The organism is Xenorhabdus miraniensis, assembly GCF_002632615.1.
Genome location: NZ_NITZ01000010.1, coordinates 70813 through 94363 on the forward strand (window position 1 = coordinate 70813; position 23551 = coordinate 94363).

The 23551-nt window shown below is 43.1% G+C and carries 18 protein-coding genes and 2 pseudogenes; 11 read left to right on the forward strand and 9 right to left on the reverse strand.

Annotated features, from left to right (window positions below; genetic code table 11):
• Positions 1-51: 51 nt before the first annotated feature.
• The 5 genes and pseudogenes from Xmir_RS11260 to lrp form a co-directional block, all read right to left on the reverse strand.
• The gene (locus Xmir_RS11260) at positions 52-1395 is read right to left on the reverse strand and encodes a replication-associated recombination protein A (RefSeq protein WP_099114342.1); all 1344 of its coding nucleotides are present in this window, start codon (positions 1393-1395) and stop codon (positions 52-54) included.
• Positions 1396-1402: 7 nt separating this feature from the next.
• Positions 1403-2014 (reverse strand): outer membrane lipoprotein periplasmic chaperone LolA, encoded by a 612-nt coding sequence (gene lolA, locus Xmir_RS11265; protein ID WP_099114343.1) that lies wholly within the window; start codon positions 2012-2014, stop codon positions 1403-1405.
• Positions 2015-2087: 73 nt separating this feature from the next.
• Positions 2088-4481 (reverse strand): annotated as a pseudogene (locus tag Xmir_RS11270) (DNA translocase FtsK); the annotation flags it as partial.
• 486 nt (positions 4482-4967) lie between these two features.
• Positions 4968-5369: pseudogene (locus Xmir_RS34015) on the reverse strand (DNA translocase FtsK 4TM domain-containing protein); the annotation flags it as partial.
• Positions 5370-5618: 249 nt separating this feature from the next.
• Positions 5619-6113 carry a leucine-responsive transcriptional regulator Lrp gene (gene lrp, locus Xmir_RS11275; protein WP_004256338.1) on the reverse strand — a complete coding sequence of 165 codons (495 nt, stop codon included), beginning with the start codon at positions 6111-6113 and terminating at the stop codon, positions 5619-5621.
• Positions 6114-6744: 631 nt separating this feature from the next.
• On the opposite strand from lrp, the gene trxB reads away from it, so the two are divergent.
• From trxB to infA, 5 genes are all read left to right on the forward strand, one after another.
• The gene (gene trxB / locus Xmir_RS11280) at positions 6745-7704 is read left to right on the forward strand and encodes a thioredoxin-disulfide reductase (RefSeq protein WP_099114345.1); all 960 of its coding nucleotides are present in this window, start codon (positions 6745-6747) and stop codon (positions 7702-7704) included.
• 104 nt (positions 7705-7808) lie between these two features.
• Complete coding sequence (gene cydD, locus Xmir_RS11285) at positions 7809-9578, forward strand: heme ABC transporter permease/ATP-binding protein CydD (RefSeq protein WP_099114346.1); 1770 nt, start codon at positions 7809-7811, stop codon at positions 9576-9578.
• A gap of 2 nt (positions 9579-9580) precedes the next feature.
• Entirely contained in the window at positions 9581-11323 is a 1743-nt protein-coding gene (gene cydC, locus Xmir_RS11290) for a heme ABC transporter ATP-binding protein/permease CydC (protein WP_099114347.1), read from the forward strand.
• Between the two features lie 8 nt (positions 11324-11331).
• Positions 11332-12021, forward strand: coding sequence for a leucyl/phenylalanyl-tRNA--protein transferase (gene aat / locus Xmir_RS11295; RefSeq protein ID WP_099114348.1), 690 nt, complete (start codon positions 11332-11334; stop codon positions 12019-12021).
• Positions 12022-12173: 152 nt separating this feature from the next.
• Positions 12174-12395: a translation initiation factor IF-1 gene (infA, locus tag Xmir_RS11300; RefSeq protein ID WP_045969938.1), complete on the forward strand. Its 222-nt coding sequence runs from the start codon at positions 12174-12176 to the stop codon at positions 12393-12395.
• A gap of 108 nt (positions 12396-12503) precedes the next feature.
• Here the strand turns inward: infA and clpA are convergent, their stop codons facing one another.
• Complete coding sequence (gene clpA / locus Xmir_RS11305) at positions 12504-14798, reverse strand: ATP-dependent Clp protease ATP-binding subunit ClpA (protein WP_099114349.1); 2295 nt, start codon at positions 14796-14798, stop codon at positions 12504-12506.
• Positions 14799-14829: 31 nt separating this feature from the next.
• Positions 14830-15150, reverse strand: a complete 321-nt coding sequence (gene clpS / locus Xmir_RS11310; RefSeq protein ID WP_099114418.1) for an ATP-dependent Clp protease adapter ClpS — start codon at positions 15148-15150, stop codon at positions 14830-14832.
• 326 nt (positions 15151-15476) lie between these two features.
• On the opposite strand from clpS, the gene cspD reads away from it, so the two are divergent.
• Positions 15477-15707 (forward strand): cold shock-like protein CspD, encoded by a 231-nt coding sequence (cspD, locus tag Xmir_RS11315; RefSeq protein WP_047961941.1) that lies wholly within the window; start codon positions 15477-15479, stop codon positions 15705-15707.
• A 105-nt stretch (positions 15708-15812) separates the two neighbouring features.
• Here cspD and macB read toward each other — a convergent pair whose 3' ends face one another.
• Together macB and macA are read right to left on the reverse strand one after the other, a co-directional pair.
• Positions 15813-17777 (reverse strand): macrolide ABC transporter ATP-binding protein/permease MacB, encoded by a 1965-nt coding sequence (gene macB / locus Xmir_RS11320; protein WP_099114350.1) that lies wholly within the window; start codon positions 17775-17777, stop codon positions 15813-15815.
• Positions 17777-18928: a macrolide transporter subunit MacA gene (macA, locus tag Xmir_RS11325; RefSeq protein WP_099114419.1), complete on the reverse strand. Its 1152-nt coding sequence runs from the start codon at positions 18926-18928 to the stop codon at positions 17777-17779. Before macA ends, macB begins: the two co-directional genes overlap by 1 nt.
• Before the next feature lie 518 nt (positions 18929-19446).
• On the opposite strand from macA, the gene Xmir_RS11330 reads away from it, so the two are divergent.
• The 5 genes from Xmir_RS11330 to artM all read left to right on the forward strand — a co-directional run bounded on the left by Xmir_RS11330 (position 19447) and on the right by artM (position 23471).
• The gene (locus tag Xmir_RS11330; protein ID WP_099114351.1) at positions 19447-20349 is read left to right on the forward strand and encodes a LysO family transporter; all 903 of its coding nucleotides are present in this window, start codon (positions 19447-19449) and stop codon (positions 20347-20349) included.
• A 226-nt stretch (positions 20350-20575) separates the two neighbouring features.
• Positions 20576-21304 (forward strand): arginine ABC transporter ATP-binding protein ArtP, encoded by a 729-nt coding sequence (artP, locus tag Xmir_RS11335; protein ID WP_099114352.1) that lies wholly within the window; start codon positions 20576-20578, stop codon positions 21302-21304.
• 33 nt (positions 21305-21337) lie between these two features.
• A complete protein-coding gene (gene artJ, locus Xmir_RS11340; protein WP_099114353.1) occupies positions 21338-22075 on the forward strand; it encodes an arginine ABC transporter substrate-binding protein in 738 nt (245 codons plus the stop codon).
• An 11-nt stretch (positions 22076-22086) separates the two neighbouring features.
• Positions 22087-22803: an arginine ABC transporter permease ArtQ gene (gene artQ / locus Xmir_RS11345; protein WP_099114354.1), complete on the forward strand. Its 717-nt coding sequence runs from the start codon at positions 22087-22089 to the stop codon at positions 22801-22803.
• Positions 22803-23471 (forward strand): arginine ABC transporter permease ArtM, encoded by a 669-nt coding sequence (gene artM, locus Xmir_RS11350; RefSeq protein ID WP_099114420.1) that lies wholly within the window; start codon positions 22803-22805, stop codon positions 23469-23471. Before artQ ends, artM begins: the two co-directional genes overlap by 1 nt.
• Positions 23472-23551 lie beyond the last annotated feature (80 nt).

Sequence of the window (23551 nt, forward strand, 5' to 3'; positions counted from 1 at the left end):
AAGAAAACGTGATGAAATCTGTTGGATATAAACCTTACCGTATCAAAGAGATTAACGATAGCGTTTTATCAGGCTATTTTTATCCTGTTCCATTAACCAGTTTAACTTCTCTCCAATCTTACCTTCCAGCCCTCTGGTTGTCGGGTAATAGTAGCGTATTTGCTGCATTTCCGGTGGGAAATAAACTTCACCGGCAGCATAAGCATTCGTTTCATCATGGGCATAACGGTATGCTTCACCAAACCCCATCTCTTTCATTAACTTCGTCGGCGCATTACGCAAATGGGCCGGTACATCATAATCAGGTTTGTCTCGCGCATCCGCCATTGCTGCCTTGAATGCGGTATAAACCGCATTACTTTTTGGTGCACACGCGAGATAAACAATTGCCTGTGCTATCGCTCGTTCTCCTTCTGCCGCTCCCACACGGGTGAAGCAATCCCATGCAGCAATGGCGACCTGCATTCCGCGTGGATCAGCATTCCCTACATCTTCAGAAGCGATCGCCAATAATCGGCGGGCAACATAAAGTGGATCACCACCTGCGGTAATAATTCGGGCATACCAATAAAGCGCGGCATCAGGCGCTGAACCACGGACTGACTTATGCAAGGCAGAAATTAAATCGTAAAATCGATCACCTTTATTATCAAAGCGCGCACTCCGCTCCCCACTGACCTCGTTCAGCAATTCCGGTGTCAGAATTCTCTGCCCCTGTGAATTTGCTTCTGCCATATCTGACATCATTTCCAGTAAGTTCAGTGAACGGCGGGCATCTCCTGCAACAAGCTCTGCTATCATCTGGCGGGTATTATCCGGCAATATAATATGTCGCCCGCCAATGCCACGCTCTTTGTCGTTCATCGCCTGTATCAGTACTTGCTCAATTTCTGCCGTTGAAAGTGACTTCAATAAGTAAACACGAGCCCGTGACAACAAAGCTGAATTTAATTCGAATGAAGGGTTTTCAGTCGTAGCGCCAATAAATGTGATCGTGCCATCTTCAATATGCGGCAAAAACGCATCCTGTTGGCTTTTATTAAATCGGTGAACTTCATCAACGAATAAGATAGTTCTGCGCCCTGCATTACGATTTTGACGTGCTTTTTCTATAGATTCACGAATTTCTTTAATACCGGAGGTCACTGCTGAAATACGTTCAATATCAGCTTGTGCATAGTACCCGATAATTTCAGCCAGTGTTGTTTTTCCTGTTCCTGGCGGGCCCCATAAAATCATAGAATGGAGATGGCCAGCTCGAATTGCCCTTGGCAAAGGTTTTCCTTCTGCCAACAAATGTTGCTGACCAATATAATGATCTAATGTGACTGGCCGCATTCTTGCGGCCAGTGGCTGAAATTCATTTTGTGAAAAGTCGAGTGAAAGATTGTTCACTTAAACCTCACTGGCGTTGATCATCCAGCGTGACACCTTCTGGTACGGTAAATTTAAATTTCGCCGCATCTACATTGGTGTTTTGCTGCCCTTTCAATTGATAAGCGCTTTTTTGCCCGTCCTGTTCAACCGCTGTGAACTTCTGAATTGTCCCCTCTGGGGTCACGGTAATCGAAAAATGTTTTAGATTACCATTGGCGTTAGTGGGAGTCAGTTCAAAATTATTATTACTTTGCACAACTTTGTACTGTTTCCAATCAGCGGGGTCATTACGCGCAATTAACATAAATGGTGTATTTCCCGTTGCATCTTTTAACCAGTTCGCTGTCACCTGTTCAACAAAGGGATTATAAAACCACAAGGTATTGCCATCAGAAACCAAAACGCTTTCATCAGGTGACGTCATATGCCAGTTAAACAAATTAGGACGTTTGATCCAAAGTTCACCTTCTCCTTTTTGGATCGTTGAGCCATCATTACTCGTAACTGTTTGAGTAAAGCTGGCATGAAAACTATTTACCTTTCCCAAACGCCCTTGCAGATCCTGCGTCGCATCAGCCCATGCAGAACCCACGCTCACACCCATCATCAGACAACCAATTAACATCAGTTTTTTCATGTGCGAGATACCTTCAATTCGTATTTATTCCCGGCTTTAATGGCCGATACCACGTTATATTTTACAACTGTGATTAATGTTCGTGCGGTGGAGGCGCCAAAACTTCACGATTGCCATTATGACCAGGCGCACTAACAATCTGTTGTGCTTCCATTTGTTCAACAATCCGGGCTGCCCGGTTATATCCGATGCGGAATTGGCGTTGCACACCCGAAATGGAAACCCGGCGTTTTTCAATTACAAACTCAACTGCTTGATCAAATAAGGGATCGAGTTCTTCATCGCTATCAAACCCTAAACCACCTTCACCGTCTTCTCCCCCTTTGATAATGCTATCAATATATTGAGGGCGACCACGGGCTTTCCAGTCATTAACCACTTCGTGAACTTCTTGATCGCGTACAAATGCACCATGAACACGCACAGGAATGGAAGAGTTTGGTGCCAGATAAAGCATATCCCCCATGCCAAGCAATGATTCTGCACCACCTTGATCAAGAATGGTACGGGAATCGATTTTACTGGACACGGTAAATGCAATACGTGTCGGAATATTTGCCTTAATCAATCCAGTGATAATATCAACAGAGGGGCGCTGTGTTGCCAATACTAAGTGGATGCCTGCTGCACGTGCTTTCTGGGCCAAACGCGCAATTAATTCTTCCACCTTTTTCCCTACTGTCATCATTAAATCGGCAAATTCATCAACCATCACAACAATATAAGGCTCTTTTTTCAGCACAGGATGCGCAACATCCATACTATCACCCGGTTTCCAGAATGGATCAGGGATTGGACGCCCCATATTTTCCGCCTGCTTGATTTTGTCGTTATAGCCGGCGAGATTACGTACCCCCAAAGCTGACATCAGTTTGTAGCGTCGTTCCATCTCATTCACACACCAACGCAACGCATTGGCGGCATCTTTCATATCGGTGACAACTTCGGTCAACAAATGTGGAATACCTTCATAAACCGATAACTCAAGCATTTTAGGATCGATCATGATAAAGCGAACATCTTCTGGTTTCGCTTTATACAGGATACTGAGGATCATAGCGTTGACCCCTACCGATTTACCCGATCCGGTTGTCCCTGCAACCAGCAAGTGAGGCATTTTGCCCAGATCAGCCACAACCGGCTGCCCTGCAATATCTTTCCCAAGAACGATAGTCAATGGTGATGGGTTATCACGGAATTTCTCGCAATCCAACACTTCCCGCAGGTAAACTGTTTGTCGTTTCTTATTAGGTAGTTCCAAACCAACATAAGGTTTTCCCGGAATCACTTCAACAATACGAACGGCTACCGCTGAAAGTGAACGGGCAAGGTCACGCGATAAGTTAGAAATACGGGAAGCTTTAACTCCGGGTGCCAGATCCAGTTCAAATCGTGTAATGACAGGGCCGGGAGAAAACCCAACAACGTCCGCTTTGACGCGATAATCATTCAAACGCGCTTCAATCAAACGAGAGATTTGTTCAAGAGCAAACATATCAACCGGCTCTTCTTCCGCTGGCGGTTTTGCCAGAAGATCCAGAGAAGGCATTGGCGTCGTCGGTTTCGGCAACGGTTGATCATTGCGTATCAAAAACGGATGGAACAGGCTATCTTGCTGCGGTTGCTGCGGTTGCTGCGGTTGCTGCGGTTGCTGCGGTTGCTGCGGTTGCTGCGGTTGCTGCGGTTGCTGCGGTTGCTGCGGTTGCTGCGGTTGCTGCGGTTGCTGCGGTTGCTGCGGTTGCTGCGGTTGCTGCGCAAGAGTATGTTCAGTTTTCAATTCATGAGAAGCAAGAGCCGGAGCTATTTTTTTCTCCTGAGACTGATGAGTTGGGGTTTCTGTTAGCATAAATGCAGATTCAACGGGCTGGCTCATTTGATAACGCTCACGTTGCTGCTGCTCAAATGCAAGCCGTAACGCTTCTTCCTGCGCAGCCTGTTCATCTATACTTTCATCTACACTATTTTGCGGATTATTTTCCGTAAATGCCGCTACTCTGGGTTGTTCATATTTAGGTTGTTCATGGACTGACGCAGCTTGTTGCTGATCTTTGCTTTCCGCTTCAAAATCTGAACCATAACGTTCACGTTGTTGTTCAAGGAATTGCTGACGCAGCATGTTTTGCTGTTGCTCATCCATTTGCTGCTCGTCAGCTTCCGCAATCAGTTCATTTTGCCTTTCTTTTTCTTCTCTTTGCAGATGCTCTGCCAAACGATGAGAAGGCACTTTAATGCCATACAGTTCCCGGCGTGTAGGTATTCTGACCGGATTAGGGCGAGGCATTTCAGGGCCAATTCCCTGTTTGACCTGTGGGTTTCTCGTTACAACCGCAGAGCTTGTTATATCTGCCGCTGTATTTTTCAGATTGATATTTTCATTGTGAGTTTGCGAAAGAGAGCCAGATTCTGATTCTGCATCCAATTGATAATCTGCTGGCAATTCAAATGAATAACGAACAGGCTCCTGTTCCTCTGCTGACTGCGTAGCCAGTTGTAGAGACGGTTCACTGTGAAGTGAATTGTCAGCCATTTCTGAGAACACTACTTCTTTTGCTGAAATGACGGTAGCAGATTCTACATCAATAGGTTCAGGTGAGTTATTTTCCCGAAGCGTTTCAGAAGGCTCCATAACAGGAGGGATTGAATCAACCGGTGAGGTTGAGTCCGTATTCGCTAATTCAACGATTGTTGGCGCCATCAGCAATACATCATCTTCATCCACTGCTTCAGTCGTAACGGCTGTCTTAATTATGTCACTTTTATCGACGTGCTCAGCCCTTTCTTGTTCACTGGCGGAACGTTCAGAAACGACTTTATTTTCCAATTCATCATCGTAATATTCCGCATCATTACGGCCACGGTTTACCACAAAACTAATTGAATTCAGAATGACTTCACCAATTTTTTCCGCAATCGCGAGCCATGACCAGCCTGTAAATAGGGTAAAGCCAACAGCCCAAATGCCAAGCAGCGCCAACGTTGCTCCAAGGACATTGAACCAAGGCAGAATTGCATTGCTAAATAAGTTGCCGATAACGCCACCAGCGGCAAAATCATTTAAATCGTCAATATTGAGCGCGGCCAAGCCACATGAAGTCAATATCAGAGCTAAAACACCAATGACGCGCAGTGCGAGTGTGAAGAAATCTACGTACTCTTGCCTATCTTTCTGACGGAAAGCATTCCAACACCCTAAAAACATTAACGGTGGGACTGCATAGGCAAGAATACCAAATGCCGAGAATAGTATGTCTGATAACCAGGCACCAACGCTGCCGCCCCAATTATGAACGGGTTCATGCCATGACGTTTGTGACCAGCTAGGATCGGATGGGTTGAAGCTGACAAGCGCTATCATTAAGTACACAGCACAAATGGCAATAACCAACAGGATAGCTTCTAAAAGCCGGCGGCTACTGCTTATTTTTTTTAACTTAACACGTTTGTCTTCTGTATATTCCTGGTTCAAGAAAGACTCTCCAGGTTTTCATGTTGATTAAACGGAACAACGCTGAGGGTAACTCAGCGTTGAAACTGTATACATAAACAGGAGTGTACCTAAGTTTTTCCTGTTTTGCATCTGTACCTCATTAAATTAGGTAAAAGCTTAACGAGTCTTAATCACCAGACGGTTACTCTGTTTCACTTCTTCCATAACAACATAAGTACGAGTATCGTTAACACCTGGAAGACGCAACAGAGTTTCGCCGAGCAATTTACGATATGCGGACATATCTGGCACGCGTGTTTTCAGCAAGTAGTCAAAATCACCAGAAACTAAATGACATTCCTGGATTTCTTCCAGTTTCTGGACCGCAGTATTGAATTGTTCAAATACATCTGCTGCACCACGGTTAAGTGTAATTTCAACGAATACCAGCAATGATGCATCCAGATAATGAGGATTCAGCAAAGCTGTGTAGCCAGAGATAAAGCCCTGACGCTCCAAGCGACGTACACGCTCCAGACAAGGCGTTGGTGATAAACCAACTCGCTTGGATAACTCCACGTTAGAAATACGGCCGTCTTTTTGCAACTCGTTAAGGATATTACGATCTATACGATCAAGATCTTTTCCCGGACGCTTCTTATTATCAATCATCTTATTGCTCTCTCTTTATATTCCTACACCCATAACTTTTCCCTATCTCTTTCAAGCAACTGAGCTGGAAAAGATGTCTTCAAAGGCTAAAGCTCAATCTATAACCAAGGTTTAAGGCCTACTGCAATATCCCGGAATACGATTTTTTATCACCGTCTGACTCATACACGACTACCAAATCACCATTTCCCAGAATATTATCTCCTAAAACACTGTGTCTTTTAGAAAGCAGCTTAACGGCAATTTTTATATTCTATGAGAAAATCACCCACACTAATTTGTCTATTCTATAGAAACAATTGATTAGCGAGGTAGATAATTATCTCTTACGCAGATGTTTTCGCAAATGCACAGCCGATTGTCAAAGTAAATGAGCAAAAATCAGAACAACCTACCAAACAAATTTTCAGTAAATCCTTTTAATAACTCATTTCAGGCCTTAAACGTATAAATGATGTTCAATTCAGAAGGTTGAATAATCTCTTCTTACATTTCGCTTACATCATAGTTACTATCTATCGGTAAAATCGTTAATAACATGAATATTTTATCTGATAATCGCTTTTTTTAACTTATTATTTCTCCTACAATCCCTAAATCCGCAACATGCGATAATGGAAATGAGGTATTCATGAGCACAGCCAAACACAGTAAACTTATCATTCTTGGCTCAGGTCCTGCTGGTTATACCGCTGCTGTTTACGCAGCCCGCGCTAATTTAAACCCTGTTCTCATTACTGGGATCGAAAAAGGCGGCCAATTGACCACCACGACTGAGGTTGAAAACTGGCCCGGTGATCCTGAAGGGCTGACTGGCCCAGGCTTGATGGAGCGTATGTTCCAACATGCTGAAAAATTTCAAACTGAAATCATTTCTGACCATATTCAGAAAGTGGATTTCTCAAACAGGCCATTCCGTTTATATGGAGATGATCAGGAATATACCTGTGACGCTTTGATCATCGCGACAGGTGCATCTGCCCGTTACCTCGGATTGCCTTCCGAAGAAAATTTCAAAGGTCGTGGCGTATCTGCTTGTGCAACATGTGATGGGTTTTTCTATCGTAAACAGAAAGTTGCTGTAGTTGGTGGTGGTAATACTGCCGTTGAGGAAGCTCTGTATTTAGCAAACATTGCTTCTGAAGTTCATCTGATTCACCGCCGTGACTCTTTCCGTTCAGAGAAAATCTTGATTGACCGCCTGATGGAAAAAGTCAAGAACGGCAATATCATCCTGCATACCGATCGAACTCTGGACGAAGTTCTGGGCGACGACATGGGTGTGACAGGTATCCGCATTCGTGATACGAAAAGTGACAATACCGAAGAACTGGATGTAACCGGTGTTTTCATTGCTATCGGCCACAGCCCGAATACAGGCATCTTTGACGGTCAGCTTAATCTTGAGAATGGATACATCAAAGTGCAATCCGGATTACATGGCAATGCTACCCAAACCTCTATTCCCGGGATTTTTGCCGCTGGAGATGTTATGGATCACGTGTATCGTCAGGCCATTACTTCAGCAGGTACTGGTTGTATGGCGGCATTGGATGCAGAACGTTTCCTTGATGGGTTGGCAACCAAATAATCCATTTTTCCTTAGAAGCGCTATTTCGGTAGCGCTTTTTAACAAGCAACATAAAGCTTGTTTTGGTATTCCGTATCACTACCTGCTAATCAGAAGTTTTTCTTATGGACAAAACAAGACAAACCGAACTTGTTCGATGGCTAAGACAGCAAAGTGCCCCTGCCCGTCGGTGGCTTCGTCTATCCATGCTACTCGGCCTAATCAGTGGATTATTGATCATCTCTCAAGCCTGGCTCCTGGCTTCCATCCTCCAGGCCCTGATTATGGATAATGTTCCCCGCGAAAATCTCATCAATCAGTTTCTGATGCTAGCAGCCACCTTCACATTGCGGGCAATCGTCAATGCTATTCGGGAACGTGTCGGGTTTATTTGTGGCAAAGTTGTGCGCCAACAAATCCGAAATATGGTGTTGGATAAACTGGAGCAATTAGGGCCTGTATGGGTTAAAGGAAAGCCAGCGGGAAGCTGGGCAACGATTATTCTGGAACAAATCGAAGATATGCAGGATTTTTATTCCCGTTATCTGCCTCAGATGGTTCTTGCTACCATAATCCCCATGTTAATTCTGGTTACCCTATTTCCGATTAATTGGGCCGCAGGATTAATCTTGCTGGTCACTGCCCCCTTAATTCCTCTGTTTATGGCGTTGGTAGGGTTAGGTGCCGCAGATGCCAACCGACGTAATTTTGTTGCCCTTAACCGATTAAGTGGTAATTTCCTCGATCGTTTACGAGGTCTGGAAACGTTGCGCCTGTTCCATCGAGGGGAAGCCGAAGTTAAGCAGATCGCAGAGTCAACAGAGAATTTCCGTCACAGAACGATGGAAGTACTGCGCATGGCATTCCTGTCTTCAGCTGTATTGGAGTTCTTTGCCGCAGTTTCCATTGCCGTTGTTGCCGTCTATTTTGGTTTTTCCTATTTGGGAGAATTACACTTTGGCAGCTACGGAATGGGAGTTACGTTGTTTGCCGGCTTCCTCGCCTTAATCCTTGCTCCTGAATTTTTCCAACCCCTACGTGACCTAGGTACGTTTTATCATGCAAAAGCGCAGGCAGTCGGAGCAGCAGAATCGCTTTTCACTCTGCTTAGTAGTGATGGAGAACAAGCCGCAACCAGTGGCGAAAAAACACTAACAGATAAAGAACCCGTCGTTATTGAAGCCCGTGAGCTGGAAATACTGTCCCACGATGGTCATCACCTTGCCGGCCCGTTGAATTTTACGATGGATAAACACCAGAGAATTGCCTTGGTCGGAAAAAGTGGTGCAGGTAAAAGCTCATTGATCAATGTACTGCTGGGTTTTCTGCCTTATCGTGGCTCCCTCATAATCAATGGCATTGAGCTACACGAACTCAATCTCACTAAATGGCGCGAATGTCTGAGTTGGGTTGGACAAAATCCACATTTACCAGAACAAACTGTGCTCGATAATATTCGGCTTGGTCAATATGATGCCACGCAGGAACAAATCCATGATGTGATGGAAAGAGCTTATGTCAATGAGTTTGTCCGCAATCTGCCAGACGGAATCAATACGGTAATTGGGGACAATGCTGCTCGTCTGTCTGTCGGGCAAGCTCAGCGTATCGCCGTAGCACGAGCGTTATTAAATCCCTGCCAATTACTGTTATTAGACGAACCCGCCGCCAGTCTTGATGCCCATAGCGAACAACGTGTGATGATGGCTTTAAATCAAGCCTCTTATCAGCAAACCACATTACTGGTTACTCACTTGTTAGAAGAAACACTGACATATGATCAGATTTGGGTAATGGAAAATGGGTTATTGATTGAGAAAGGTGAATATCAGAGTTTAAGCCAGTCTCAAAGTGCATTTTCTCGTCTGCTGTCTCATCGTAGTGTGGAGCTCTAATCATGCGCGTATTATTCCCATTTCTCGCATTATACCGCCGCCACTGGTTTCTCATTAGCTTAGGTATGATCTTGGCGATTGTGACTCTGCTCGCCAGCATCGGGCTGTTGACACTTTCAGGTTGGTTTCTTGCCGGTACTGCCTTAGCCGGGTTCGCAGGGTTATATACGTTTAACTATATGCTGCCTGCCGCGGGTGTGCGTGGTGCTGCCATTTTCCGCACTGCTGGTCGTTATGCTGAACGACTTGTCAGTCACGATGCAACATTCCGTGTATTAGCTCATTTACGTGTTTTTGCTTTTCAGAAAATTTTGCCATTTTCTCCGGGAGGCATTGCCCGCTTCCGTCAAGGTGAGTTGTTAAACAGACTCGTTGCCGATGTCGAAACGTTAGATCACCTCTATCTGCGGGTTATCTCCCCTGTTCTTGCCGCATTTGTTGTGATTGTAGTACTAACGTTTGGCTTAGGGTTCCTTGATATTACCCTTGCCTATACTCTCGGTGGCATTATGTTGGGGCTGCTATTGATCTTGCCTTTCGTGTTTTTCCAGGCAGGGAAACCCTACGGCAGAAACATTACTCTACAGCGCGCTCAATATCGTACATTACTCACCAGCGCTTTGCAGGGACAAGCTGAATTAACTGTATTTGGTGCACTTAAGCGTTTTCGTCAATCCATGACGGCGATTGAAGGTGATTGGCTGAAAAACCAACAAAAACAGGCTAATTTGACAGGGCTTTCACAAGCCATCATGATTTTTTCTACGGGCATGACTGTAACACTGATACTTTGGCTCGCTGCAACAGGTGTTGGAGAAAATAGTCAACCGGGTGCGTTAATAGCGCTATTTACCTTCTGTTCCCTTGCTGCTTTTGAAGCTCTTGGGCCAGTCACTATAGCATTCCAGCACATGGGACAAGTTATTGCATCTGCAACTCGCGTTTCTCAATTGATGCACCAAGAACCGGAAGTGACTTTCCCTGATCAAGGACCACAGGCAAATAGCTCTCTCAGCCTTGAGATAAAAAATCTTGATTTCACCTACCCGGGCCAACCTCAGCCTGTATTAAAAGATATTTCTTTATCTCTGACATCAGGAGAGCATGTTGCTTTATTAGGAAAGACCGGATGTGGTAAATCGACGCTTTTACAGTTATTAACTCGCGCATGGGACGTTAATAATGGGGAAATTCAACTCAACCGGCATCCCATTTCCGATTATGATGAAGCAACACTTCGCTCAATGATGTCCATCGTTCCCCAACGTATACATGTGTTCAGCCATACTTTACGTGAGAATCTTTTATTAGCAAAACCCGATGCCAGCGATGATGAATTAGAAACCGTATTACAACAAGTGGGCTTGGAGAACTTGCTAGGCAATGATAAGAAGCTAAACTGTTGGATGGGTGAAGGCGGTCGCCAACTTTCCGGCGGAGAACAGCGCCGTTTAGGTATTGCCAGAGCGTTACTGCACAATGCCCCTTTAATGCTTCTAGATGAACCAACCGAAGGACTCGATTCTGATACTGAACAACAGATTTTGTCATTGTTACACCGTAGTTGCCAGCACAAGACACTGATTATCGTGACTCACCGACTGACAGGCTTGCAGCATATGGATCAGATCTGTGTTATGGATGGAGGACGTATTATTGAGCAAGGCAAACATGATGTGCTACTTGCCCAACAGGGACGGTATTATCAGTTTTATCAGCGTCAGAGCTATCCTGCGCAGGAGTGATTCATTTTATGTTGATAGCTCAACTCGATAATTCCTATGAGTTTCCCCATCCAACCAATGCGATGGCTGAACCTAATGGTTTACTGGCATTTGGAGGAGATCTTAGTGCAGAACGCTTAAGAGTGGCGTATCATGAAGGCATTTTCCCGTGGTATTCGCCCAATGAGCCTCCTTTGTGGTGGTCTCCCAACCCCCGGGCAGTATTAATTCCCGGGGAATTGCATACGGGCCGAACACTTCTTCGGTTTATTCGCAAACATACTTACCAAATTACGGTAAACTATGCTTTCGATGAAGTGATATATCATTGTGCACAACGACAAGAAGGCACTTGGATAGGGCCAGATGTTTTGCGAGGTTATCAAGCACTGCATCATGAAGGTTTGGCTCATTCAATTGAGGTTTGGCATGATCGCCAACTTGTAGGTGGTTTATACGGTGTTTGTGTAGGGACACTATTTTGCGGTGAATCTATGTTTAGCAGAATGGAGAACGCATCTAAGTGTGCGTTTGTCGCATTCTATCACCACTTTCTACATCATGGTGGCCGATTGTTTGACTGTCAGGTATTAAATCACCATACAGAATCATTGGGCGCCAAAAATATTCCAAGGGAAGAATTTCTTCAGCATCTTTATCAATTGAGAGAGCAGCCATTACAATCGGACTGCTGGTCTAAACAAGAGCTGGATTTATAATCATCACTTAGGGATTTATGCTGTTCACGGCGGGAATGTCATTATCGTCATACATGAAATGATGGTTTAAAATACGACATTCCTTTACATAATGATGGTTTTTCGGCATTATCTTGCCGATTAAAAACTATGGTTGTTACTTAGAGGATTAGATGGCCAAAGAAGACACTAATTTTGAAATGCAAGGTACTGTATTAGAAACACTGCCGAATACTGTGTTTCGTGTTGAATTAGACAACGGGCACGTTGTTACTGCCCACATTTCAGGAAAAATGCGGAAGAACTATATCCGCATCCTGACTGGAGACAAGGTCACAGTCGAGCTAACTACATATGACCCTGAAAAAGGCCGTATTACTTTCCGTAGTCGCTGATTAAGATACCTTTTAACACCACAGGGGATAGTATTTTCAGCATCCACCTGTGGTGTGGCTTTCGGTTTTTATCGCCAGCCTTTATCACTACTTACAGTATTCACTAACTTACAATACAGCATCTTCTGATTTCTTATTATTTGACTTATTCGACCTTTTGGCATCCTTAAAATCATATATTAATGCTTGTTTAGCCTTATCAAGCTTAATACTGACCGAGCCTCCATGTACCAAAGAACCAAATAATAATTCATTCGCCAATGGTTTTTTGAGGTTGTCCTGAATCACTCGAGCCATAGGGCGTGCCCCCATAGCTTTATCGTAACCTTTGTTACATAGCCACTGACGGGCGTCTGCACTGATTTCCAGAGAAACACCTTTTTCATCCAGTTGGGCTTGTAATTCGACGATAAATTTATCAACGACTTGCTGAATAACCTCAGAAGAGAGTGCATCAAACCAAATGATGCCATCAAGACGATTACGGAATTCAGGTGTGAAAATCCGTTTAATCTCTTCCATGCCATCTGTGCTGTTATCTTGTTCTGTGAAACCAATGGATTTACGCTGTGTCTCACGTACCCCTGCATTAGTTGTCATCACCAAAATAACATTGCGAAAATCAGCCTTGCGGCCATTATTGTCGGTCAATGTCCCATTATCCATAACCTGTAACAATAGGTTAAAGACATCGGGATGGGCTTTTTCAATTTCATCCAGAAGTAATACAGAATGAGGATGTTTGATAATAGCATCAGTTAATAACCCTCCCTGATCATACCCCACATAACCCGGTGGTGCGCCAATTAAACGGCTAACAGTATGACGCTCCATATATTCCGACATATCGAACCGCAGTAGTTTGACATTCAATACCTTAGCAAGTTGGACTGTCACTTCCGTTTTACCAACACCCGTCGGCCCTGCAAATAGGAAAGACCCGACTGGTTTATACTCCTGACCCAATCCAGCACGGCTCATTTTAATGGCTTCTGTCAAAGCCCCAATGGCGCGATCCTGGCCGAAGACCAACATTTTCAAACGATCATCCATTGTTCTCAGTACGTCTTTATCACTTGCCGACACCGTTTTTTCCGGGATACGGGCTATGCGAGCAACAACGGACTCAATATCAGAAACATTGATCGTTTTCTTACGGCGGCTGGACGGAACTAACCTTGTTCTGGCACCGGCTTCATCAATAACATCAATGGCTTTGTCCGGCAAATGGCGATCAGTAATGTATTTCACCGATAGCTCAACTGCTGCACGAATTGCTTTCGCCGTATAACGGACATCATGGTGTGCCTCATATTTAGCTCGCAATCCATTGATAATTTGCACCGTTTCCTCTGGAGAAGGTTCAATAATATCAATCTTCTGAAACCGACGAGCCAAAGCACGATCCTTTTCGAAGATATTGCTGAACTCATGGTAAGTTGTCGAACCTATTACCCGAATACGCCCACTGGACAGCAAAGGCTTAATAAGGTTGGCTGCATCCACTTGTCCACCTGAAGCAGCGCCTGCACCAATGATAGTATGGATTTCATCAATAAAGAGAATGCTTTTTCTATCTTGCTCTAAGGTTTTTAACAAGGATTTGAAGCGCTTCTCAAAGTCACCACGGTACTTTGTACCCGCCAACAATGATCCAATATCCAGAGAATAGATAGTACAGCCCTGCATAACTTCGGGGACATTATTTTGTACAATACGCCATGCAAGCCCTTCTGCAATAGCCGTCTTACCAACGCCAGATTCTCCAACAAACAGGGGGTTATTCTTGCGACGGCGGCACAGTACCTGAACAGTTCTCTCCAATTCATTCTGACGCCCGACAAGGGGATCAATTTGACCTTTTTGCGCCAATTGATTCAGATTAGTTGTAAAATTCTCCAACCGATCTTCACTAACTACCTGCTCTTCCTGAACCGGATTGATACTGTGGTGAGAATCGCTATCCGGCTCATCTTTGCGCGTTCCATGAGAAATAAAATTCACGACATCCAAACGACTGACGTCATGCTTACGCAATAAATAAGCGGCCTGAGATTCCTGCTCACTAAAAATAGCGACTAAGACATTAGCCCCGGAAACGTCTGAACGCCCCGAGGATTGAACGTGAAACACAGCGCGTTGTAAAACACGCTGAAAACTTAATGTAGGTTGTGTATCCCTGTCATCATTTTCGGATAACAAAGGAGTCGTTTGAGCAATAAAATTCTCCAATTCCTGGCGTAACAGCGACAAATCGACTTTACAAGCCTCCAGTGCTTCCCGCGCCGATGTGTTACTTAATAGCGCCAGCAACAGGTGCTCTACAGTCATAAATTCATGCCTGTTATCCCTTGCTTTGGCAAAAGCAATGTTGAGACTAAGCTCCAGTTCTTGATTGAGCATAAGCACCTCCTCCTAAAATCAGTAAGCCAGATCAGACTTTTTCCAGCGTGCAAAGTAACGGATGCTCGTGCTCCTTAGCATACATGTTCACTTGCGCAGCTTTAGTTTCTGCGACCTCTGCCGTATAAATTCCGCAAACTGCTTTCCCTTTATAATGGACATCCAGCATTAGTTGCGTTGCTTTTTCAACATCATAAGAAAAGAACTTTCGCAATACGTCAACCACAAACTCCATAGGGGTATAGTCATCATTATTAAGAACGACCTTATACATTGATGGCGGCTGTAGCTTTTGTTTTGCGTCATCTTCAATAAATTCTTCAACTTTCAAATCGTTATAAAACTCAGTCATTATTCTTCCGCTGGGCATTAACTTTCCGCTGGATTTTAGTATGAACTAATTCATTCTACTGCTATATATTTTATCACTTCATACAGCACTCTGCTTCCTCCCCCCTTTGATTACCGAATAAGGATTTCACCTAAAAATCGGATACCGTTATCTATATCAAACTTTAGCCATCTGAGACAGCTTGACGTTACTTATATGCTTGACGGCGTAATGAATTTCACTACAGTATATTTTATGAACACCGCATTCTGTCTGAGCGTATGTTCATATCCTGAAATTTTTAGTGACTCCTAAACCCGAAATCGTGATACGAGGGATAGAGAAGTATGGAAACAGGTACTGTTAAATGGTTCAATAATGCAAAGGGCTTTGGATTTATTTGCCCAACCAGCGGGGGTGATGACATATTCGCTCACTATTCAACCATTCAGATGGATGGTTATAGGACGCTGAAAGCTGGGCAAAAAGTGAATTTTAGTGTTCATCAAGGCCCGAAAGGTAACCACGCCAGCCTTATTGTACCTTTGGAAGAAGGCTCAAAATCAAAAAAAGAGTGATCTAATAAATTCGTAATTCCACGCCACAAATAAACAATGGCCTATTTGTGGCGTGCTATTTGCTTCTTTGCTACTTACTCCCCTGCTACTTTATTTCCTTGCAAATTACTCCCTTGCAAGCGCTTCTATAGGATCAAGATGAGCAGCGTTTCGTGCTGGCAGGAAACCAAAGATTATCCCAATGACTGTTGAACAACCAAAAGCGACGATAAATGCAGCAGGGTTATAAACAAAGTCCCATTTTGGTAATATCCACTGTGCAGTCAAAGATAAGCTATATGACAGGGTGATCCCCAGTATGCCGCCCATTAGACAGACCAAGACAGATTCAATAAGAAATTGCTGCATAATATCGCTGGTTCTGGCACCAACGGCCATGCGAATACCAATCTCTCTGGTACGCTCTGTGACTGATACCAACATGATATTCATCACGCCAATTCCACCAACCACCAAAGATATTACCGCCACTAACGTTAAGAACATTTGTAAAGTTCGCGTTGTTTTATCAATTGCTTCAATTGTTCTGTTTACATTGTAGGTAGAAACATCTTTTTTACCATGATGAAATGCCAATAACTGCTTAAGTTTTTCTTCCGCTTCATTGGCAGAGTAGCCATCCTTCACTCTGACATCAATTGAATCCAAGTAGCTTTTGTTTATCAGACGACCATTCATCGTACTGTAAGGCAACCAAATTTGTAATATGTTACCGCCATAAAACTCTTGCCCATCGCCAATTACGCCAATCACCGTCAAGGGTATATTTTCTAAAATGAGCTCTTCGCCTATCACATTATTTTGGTAAGGAAATAACTTCTTACGAGTATAGTTGTCAATAATAGCTACTTGAGCCTGATGCTGAAGCATTTCTGAAGTAAAAGGCATACCTTGGATAAATTTCATGGCATATACATGAAAAAAATCACCTCCTACACCCAATACCGATGTATTAACATCAATATTGCCTCGACGCAAACGCCCATTTGTCCTGAATTCAGGAGAAACTGCCTGAACATAATGTTGGGATTTTATTATTGGAATATCGGTGAGTTTCAGTGCCTGACTATCCAAGTCACTATCATCATCACCAAAATCGCCACCCGGATAAATCTTGATAGAATTAGTTGCAATGGATTTAATATGTGATAACACCATTGATTTTGCCGCATCACCAATCACCAGGATCGTTACAACAGAAGCAATGCCAATGATAATGCCAAGCATAGTCAGTAAAGTACGCAGTTTATTGATGATCATGGCACGCCACGCCATCAATAATGCTTCATTAAAACGCCCCCAAATTTGTTGCACTGAAGAGTTTTTTACCCCCACAGAATTTACGCTCATCAAAGAAGAAGAGGGCGATGTTTGTGTTCCGCATTCAGAAGGACGTGAATCACTCATGATACACCCATCTTTAATTTCAATCACTCTTTGAGCCTGTGCTGCAATATTCGGATCATGAGTAACAATAATAACCGTATGCCCTTGCCGACAAAGTTGCTTCAAGATATCCATCATTTCCTGACCAGAAACACTATCCAATGCTCCTGTCGGTTCATCAGCAAGAATGACTTGCCCACCATTCATAAGTGCCCTGGCAATGCTGACTCGTTGTTGCTGTCCCCCTGAAAGCTGGTTTGCCCGATAACTGATACGATTTTCCAATCCAAGACTTTTAAGCAGCCTAACAGCCCGCTCACGACGTTGTATTTTGGGAACACCTGAATAGATCGCCGGAATTTCAACATTCTGTTCTGCGGTTAAATGAGCCATCAAATGATAACGCTGGAAAATGAACCCAAAGTATTCCCTGCGTAATTCGGCCAACTGGTTACTATCCAAACCGGCAGTATCTCTCCCAGAAACCCAATATTCTCCACTGCTAGGTTTATCCAGACAGCCTAGTATATTCATCAAAGTTGACTTACCTGAACCGGAAGCACCGATAATCGCTACCATTTCTCCAGCATGAATGGATAACGAAATATTATCCAAAACATTAATTCGTTCTTCTCCAGCGAGGTAACTGCGGCTAACACCTTTTAGTTCTAGTAACGCATTCATTATGATCCCTCTACATTACTATCACTGCGGCTACTTATCACACGGTCGTTTTCCTTCAAACCAGAAATAACCTGAACATTGATATTATTAAAGGCGCCTGTTGTAATTTCGCGTTTTTCTTCTTTTCCATTACGCAAGACACCAACTTCATATCGGGTAGAAGATATTTGCTTCCCTAAATCTGAAATTGGGATCATCAATACATTATGTAGAGTCTGAAGCTCTATTTTCACTTGAGCAGTCATTTGCAAACGCAGAATATGTTCAGGATTCGGAACCTTAAAACGCGCATAGTAGAAAACAGGGCCAGATTTATACGTTACTTCACCATTAGGTGTGCTTGCCGTTCCCTTCGGAGTTGGCAAGATATCTTCTAAGACACCGTGAAACTGTTTTCCGGGTGCTCCCAAAATAGTAAATGATGCTTTTTGTCCGGGTTTCAGATTGATGACATCTGCTTCTGATACTTCTGTATTCACAATCATCGTATCGAGGTTTGCGATTGTCAGGATAGTCGGAGCTTGCTGTGCGGCTATCACAGTTTGTCCCTGAAATGTTTTAATATCCGCCACAATTCCTTCTATGGGAGCGAGGATATTGGTGTATTGCAAATTCGTTTCAGCCGTATCAAGTTTGGCCTTATTTTGCTGAATTCGTGCATTAAGGTTATCAACTCTGGCAGCTTTAGACTGCACGTCTGCTTTACTGACATCTAATTCCTGAGCAGACGTCGCATTTAATTTAAGCAATCTTTTCTGCCTGCTTATTTTAAGCTGAGCCAGTTTAAGCTCTGCTTGTGCACCGCGGAGATCGGCCTGCAATGATTTTGCCGTTTCTTGCGCTTCCACCACAGCATTTTTTGCTGTCTGCGGATCAATCGTCGCCAGTAATTGACCTTTTTTAATCTTTTCTCCTAATTTCACATACAATTCTTTCAATTGACCGCTAACCTGAGAACCTACATCAACTCTACTCACTGCATCCAATTTACCTATAGACAAAACACTTCTTTCAAAGTTACCCTTTATGACTGCATTAGTTTTATATGTGACAGGCTTCGGCAGGAAGAAGAAATAGCTCCATACAGATGCAATAGTAATGAGGATAAGCACTGTTGCGATCCAACGAGACTTAACAGAAAAAAGATTCATCAACAAAGCTCCACCATGAGAAAATAAAACTTCGTTACACCAATGTACTGTAGATGACATCAACGAATCCTATCAACTAGATATTTCCGATTAGAAAAACATCTAACACATCTTTTCTCTAAAACTTGGAGTACTGAATCATCAAAACTTCACGTTCAATTGATTTTTCCTCTTGCCAATCAAAAAACTCTGGAAAACGCCTCTTTCAAAAGTAACAGGATAGCGCCGACACCCTCGCATTGGGTGAGGGTTTACAGCTTACTTTGTTAAAGCTGGAAATTTCTACACGTTCCAGAAACACATATTCCCCCTTTTACCCATCGGATTTACTTGGTTTTATTTATAACAACCACTCTATTAGAGACTAAAAATGCGTTGAGTTTCAGTATGTTTACCCTTATCCTATTTGTTATTTTAGTGTAAATATTTTGTTTCCCTACGCTTATTAGCCCTTATGACTGGTTTTAATTATTAGAACTAGATAAAAAAACGTCTCTGACTGGATAAGGATGTGAATTATGTATTCAGGATTGTTAATTATTCTTTTGCCTTTAACCCTGGGCTACCTTATTCATCTTAATAATAAATCGATGCTCATTTTGGTACACCAGCTACTCAATGTCATGGTTTATACCATTCTTGTTTTGATGGGCATCAACCTCGCCATGTTGGAGAATCTGGGCAGCAATTTGCTTTCTATCTTGCTGTATGCAACAACATTTTTCCTATGCACTTTTATTATTAATATGCTAGCGCTTTTCCTATTGGATAAACGAGATCCGTGGATTATTAATACACATAAACAGGAACAGCCACCGTCCCGATTACATATGGTGTTAGATTCCGTCAAATTATGTGGCGCATTAATATTAGGTTTTCTTATTGGCTTAACAGGCTGGTCATGGTTCCAGTTCTCCAGCCGTGCCAGTGCAGTTGCATTGGTTTTTCTACTACTTCTGGTTGGTATTCAACTGCGCAATAATGGCATGAGCTTAAGGCAAACGCTGTTGAATCGTCGTGGTACGATTATCGCCATAGTCGTTGCCATCAGTTCTCTGCTAGGCGGTGTGCTGGCTGCATTTTTGCTGGGATTACCCACCAAAACAGGTCTTGCCATTGCATCGGGATATGGTTGGTACTCCCTTTCGGGAATTTTAATTTCCGATGCTTATGGGCCAGTACTTGGCAGTACAGCATTTTTCAATGACTTAGCTCGTGAGCTGGCTTCTATTATGCTCATCCCTATGCTAATAAACCGCTATCGTTCAACCGCATTAGGTTTAACAGGAGCGGCTTCAATCGATTTTACCTTACCTATCTTACAACGCTGTGGTGGTGTAAGTATCGTACCAGCAGCCATTGTTCATGGTTTTATATTGAGTTTAATGACTCCGTTGTTCATTGCATTTTTTACTCAATGAAGAACAACCTTGATTTAACATATAAACTAACTAAAAAAGCTTTTTTGGTATGCAAATCAATCTAATTCGTAAAATAAAGAGCGAAAAACAATCCAAAAAAATACCTATTACTTGATTAGTTAAGTCACTAATCTAATGAAAACAACAATTTTATTCAGACATTATTGCATAGTTATGCTTATAGGATTAGTATCTCAACAAATAACTAACTATTCATATTTTTCGCATGAGCATTCAATTAAAAAACATAAATTGTTTCTATGGTAAACATCAGGCTCTGTTCGATATCAATTTTGAATGTACATCAGGAGAAACTGTCGTATTGCTGGGGCCAAGCGGGGCTGGCAAGAGTTCATTGCTGCGTGTTCTGAATTTACTAGAAATGCCTCGCTCTGGGCAACTCAATGTGGCAACTCATCAGTTTGATTTTAAGCAACAACCCAATCACAAAGAAATTCTGGCATTACGACAAAAGGTTGGCATGGTCTTTCAACAATACAACCTGTGGCCACATCTAAGCGTAATGAATAATTTGATTGAAGCACCTTGTCGAGTCCTTCAATTGTCTAAACAACAAGCCCGGGAAAAAGCAGCAAAACTTCTCTCTCGTCTCCGTTTAGATGAATTCGCTAACCGTTTTCCACTGCATCTTTCTGGCGGACAACAACAACGTGTCGCCATTGCAAGGGCGTTAATGATGGAGCCGCAAATTCTGTTGTTTGATGAACCCACTGCTGCACTTGATCCGGAAATTACCTCTCAGGTTATTGATATTATTAAAGAGTTGGCAGAAACCGGTATCACGCAAGTTATCGTGACCCACGAAGTGGAAGTCGCTCGTAAAACAGCAAGTCAGGTTGTATATATGGAACAAGGCCACATTATCGAAAAAGGTGACGCAACTCATTTTATGCGGCCTCAAACAGAAGCCTTTGCTCATTATTTATCACACTGATATACCATACTTTATGAACAACAGGATATGGCTATGAAAAAATTATTGTTTGCTGTTTTGTTGAGTGTAATGACCTTATCGGCAACCGCAGCAGAAAAAACGACTCTCCGTTTTGCAACAGAAGCCACTTACCCGCCATTTGAATTTATTGATGCAAACAATAAAATTCAGGGATTCGATGTCGATTTAGCAAATGCCATATGTGCAAAACTTCAGGCTGAGTGCACATTCACTAACCAATCTTTCGATAGTCTCATTCCCAGCCTGAAATTTCGCCGTTTTGATGCACTGATGGCCGGTATCGATATTACGCCCGATCGCCAAAAACAAGTTGATTTCACCCATACCTACTATGATAACTCAGCCATTTTCATTGCCATCAAAGGAAAATTCGCTCACATTGGCGATCTCAAAGGTAAACAAGTCGGAATACAGAACGGAACTACACACCAAAAGTATTTGATGGAACAACATAAAGAAATCAAGACCGTACCTTATGATAGCTACCAGAATGCAATCCTTGATCTGAAAAATGGTCGTATTGATGCTGTGTTTGGCGATACAGCAGTCGTTAATGAGTGGCTGAAAAAGAACCAGGAATTAGGTACTGTTGGTGATAAAGTAACAGATAAAAACTACTTTGGTACTGGTTTAGGGATTGCAGTTCGTAAAGGCAATGCTGAGTTACTGAACAAACTGAACAAAGCACTGGCTGAAGTTAAACAAGATGGCTCTTATGACACCATCTATAAAAAATGGTTTGAACAATAAGCTGGAACCCAATGAATGAACTACAATCTTTAATCAATGCCGCCGGAATTACCGTCGGCCTTGCAATCTCTTCACTTATCATTGGCTTGGTGCTGGCAATGCTTTTTGCCGCGTGGGAATCCATACGCTGGAAACCTATCGCTTTGTTAGGTTCCTGCTGGGTTACATTGATCCGGGGGCTGCCTGAAATTTTAGTCGTTCTCTTCATCTATTTCGGAAGTTCACAACTTCTAATCATGTTGTCAGAAGGTTTTGAAGTTAATCTGGTTTTCTGGCAGTTTAACATACAGATGGAAATTGATAACTTTGATGTCAGTCCTTTCCTTTGTGGCGTCATCGCCCTTTCACTATTGTATTCCGCCTATGCTTCACAAACGCTGCGGGGAGCATTGAAAGCCATCCCAATAGGGCAGTGGGAAGCTGGCCAGACATTGGGGTTAAGTCAAACCCGCATATTTTTTCGTCTGATTATGCCGCAGATGTGGCGCCATGCCCTACCCGGACTCGGTAATCAATGGCTGGTTCTGTTGAAAGATACTGCTCTGGTTTCCCTCATCAGCGTTAATGATTTAATGTTACAAACAAAAAGCATTGCAACCCGAACACAGGAGCCATTTACATGGTATGTGATCGCCGCGGCTATCTATCTGGTAATTACATTGGTGAGCCAATTTATTCTTAAACAACTTGAAATGCGCACCACTCATTTTGAACGGAGTGCTTCATGATGTTTGAGTATATCAAGGATATTTTACCGGGCCTGCAAACCAGTCTTAGTCTGACTTTCATAGCATTACTGACTGCCTTTATACTGTCTGTTGTATTGACTATGATTCTGACAATGAAATTGCCCGTACTCTCTCAATTGGTCAAAGGCTATATCACGCTATTTACCGGAACGCCTCTTCTCGTTCAGTTTTTTCTGATTTACTATGGGCCGGGACAATTTCCATCAATAAAAGAATATCCGTGGTTATGGCAACTCATGTCAGAACCGTGGCTATGTGCAATGGTTACACTGGCATTGAACAGTGCCGCCTACTCAACCCAATTGTTTTATGGTGCGGTTAAGGCCATTCCAGCTGGGCAGTGGCAATCTTGTCAAGCTCTTGGTATGTCCAAAGCACATTCTATGCGCATTCTGCTACCTTATGCTTTTAAGCGGGCGCTTTCTTCCTATTCCAATGAAGTCGTGCTGATTTTCAAGAGCACTTCGCTTGCCAGCACAATCACTTTATTGGATATCATGGGGCATAGTCAGCTTCAATTCGGGCGCAGTTATGATGTCACGGTATTCGTTGCCGCTGGTATCATTTACCTTTGTATCAATGGTCTTTTAACACTGCTGATGCGTATGATCGAACAGCGGGCATTATCATTTGAACAACGCAATTAATCACCATTGCTACTTAACTAACCAGTACATGTTTTGCTTACTCCTGCGATAACCTCAATTTATCACGGGAGTAAGCAGGT

Coding starts and splice junctions, on each gene's coding strand:
- lolA (WP_099114343.1), bottom strand. CDS start 2,014: ATGAAAAAACTGATGTTAATTGGTTGTCTGATGATGGGTGTGAGCGTG.
- lrp (WP_004256338.1), bottom strand. CDS start 6,113: ATGATTGATAATAAGAAGCGTCCGGGAAAAGATCTTGATCGTATAGAT.
- trxB (WP_099114345.1), top strand. CDS start 6,745: ATGAGCACAGCCAAACACAGTAAACTTATCATTCTTGGCTCAGGTCCT.
- cydD (WP_099114346.1), top strand. CDS start 7,809: ATGGACAAAACAAGACAAACCGAACTTGTTCGATGGCTAAGACAGCAA.
- cydC (WP_099114347.1), top strand. CDS start 9,581: ATGCGCGTATTATTCCCATTTCTCGCATTATACCGCCGCCACTGGTTT.
- aat (WP_099114348.1), top strand. CDS start 11,332: ATGTTGATAGCTCAACTCGATAATTCCTATGAGTTTCCCCATCCAACC.
- infA (WP_045969938.1), top strand. CDS start 12,174: ATGGCCAAAGAAGACACTAATTTTGAAATGCAAGGTACTGTATTAGAA.
- clpA (WP_099114349.1), bottom strand. CDS start 14,798: ATGCTCAATCAAGAACTGGAGCTTAGTCTCAACATTGCTTTTGCCAAA.
- clpS (WP_099114418.1), bottom strand. CDS start 15,150: ATGACTGAGTTTTATAACGATTTGAAAGTTGAAGAATTTATTGAAGAT.
- cspD (WP_047961941.1), top strand. CDS start 15,477: ATGGAAACAGGTACTGTTAAATGGTTCAATAATGCAAAGGGCTTTGGA.
- macB (WP_099114350.1), bottom strand. CDS start 17,777: ATGAATGCGTTACTAGAACTAAAAGGTGTTAGCCGCAGTTACCTCGCT.
- macA (WP_099114419.1), bottom strand. CDS start 18,928: ATGAATCTTTTTTCTGTTAAGTCTCGTTGGATCGCAACAGTGCTTATC.
- Xmir_RS11330 (WP_099114351.1), top strand. CDS start 19,447: ATGTATTCAGGATTGTTAATTATTCTTTTGCCTTTAACCCTGGGCTAC.
- artP (WP_099114352.1), top strand. CDS start 20,576: ATGAGCATTCAATTAAAAAACATAAATTGTTTCTATGGTAAACATCAG.
- artJ (WP_099114353.1), top strand. CDS start 21,338: ATGAAAAAATTATTGTTTGCTGTTTTGTTGAGTGTAATGACCTTATCG.
- artQ (WP_099114354.1), top strand. CDS start 22,087: ATGAATGAACTACAATCTTTAATCAATGCCGCCGGAATTACCGTCGGC.
- artM (WP_099114420.1), top strand. CDS start 22,803: ATGTTTGAGTATATCAAGGATATTTTACCGGGCCTGCAAACCAGTCTT.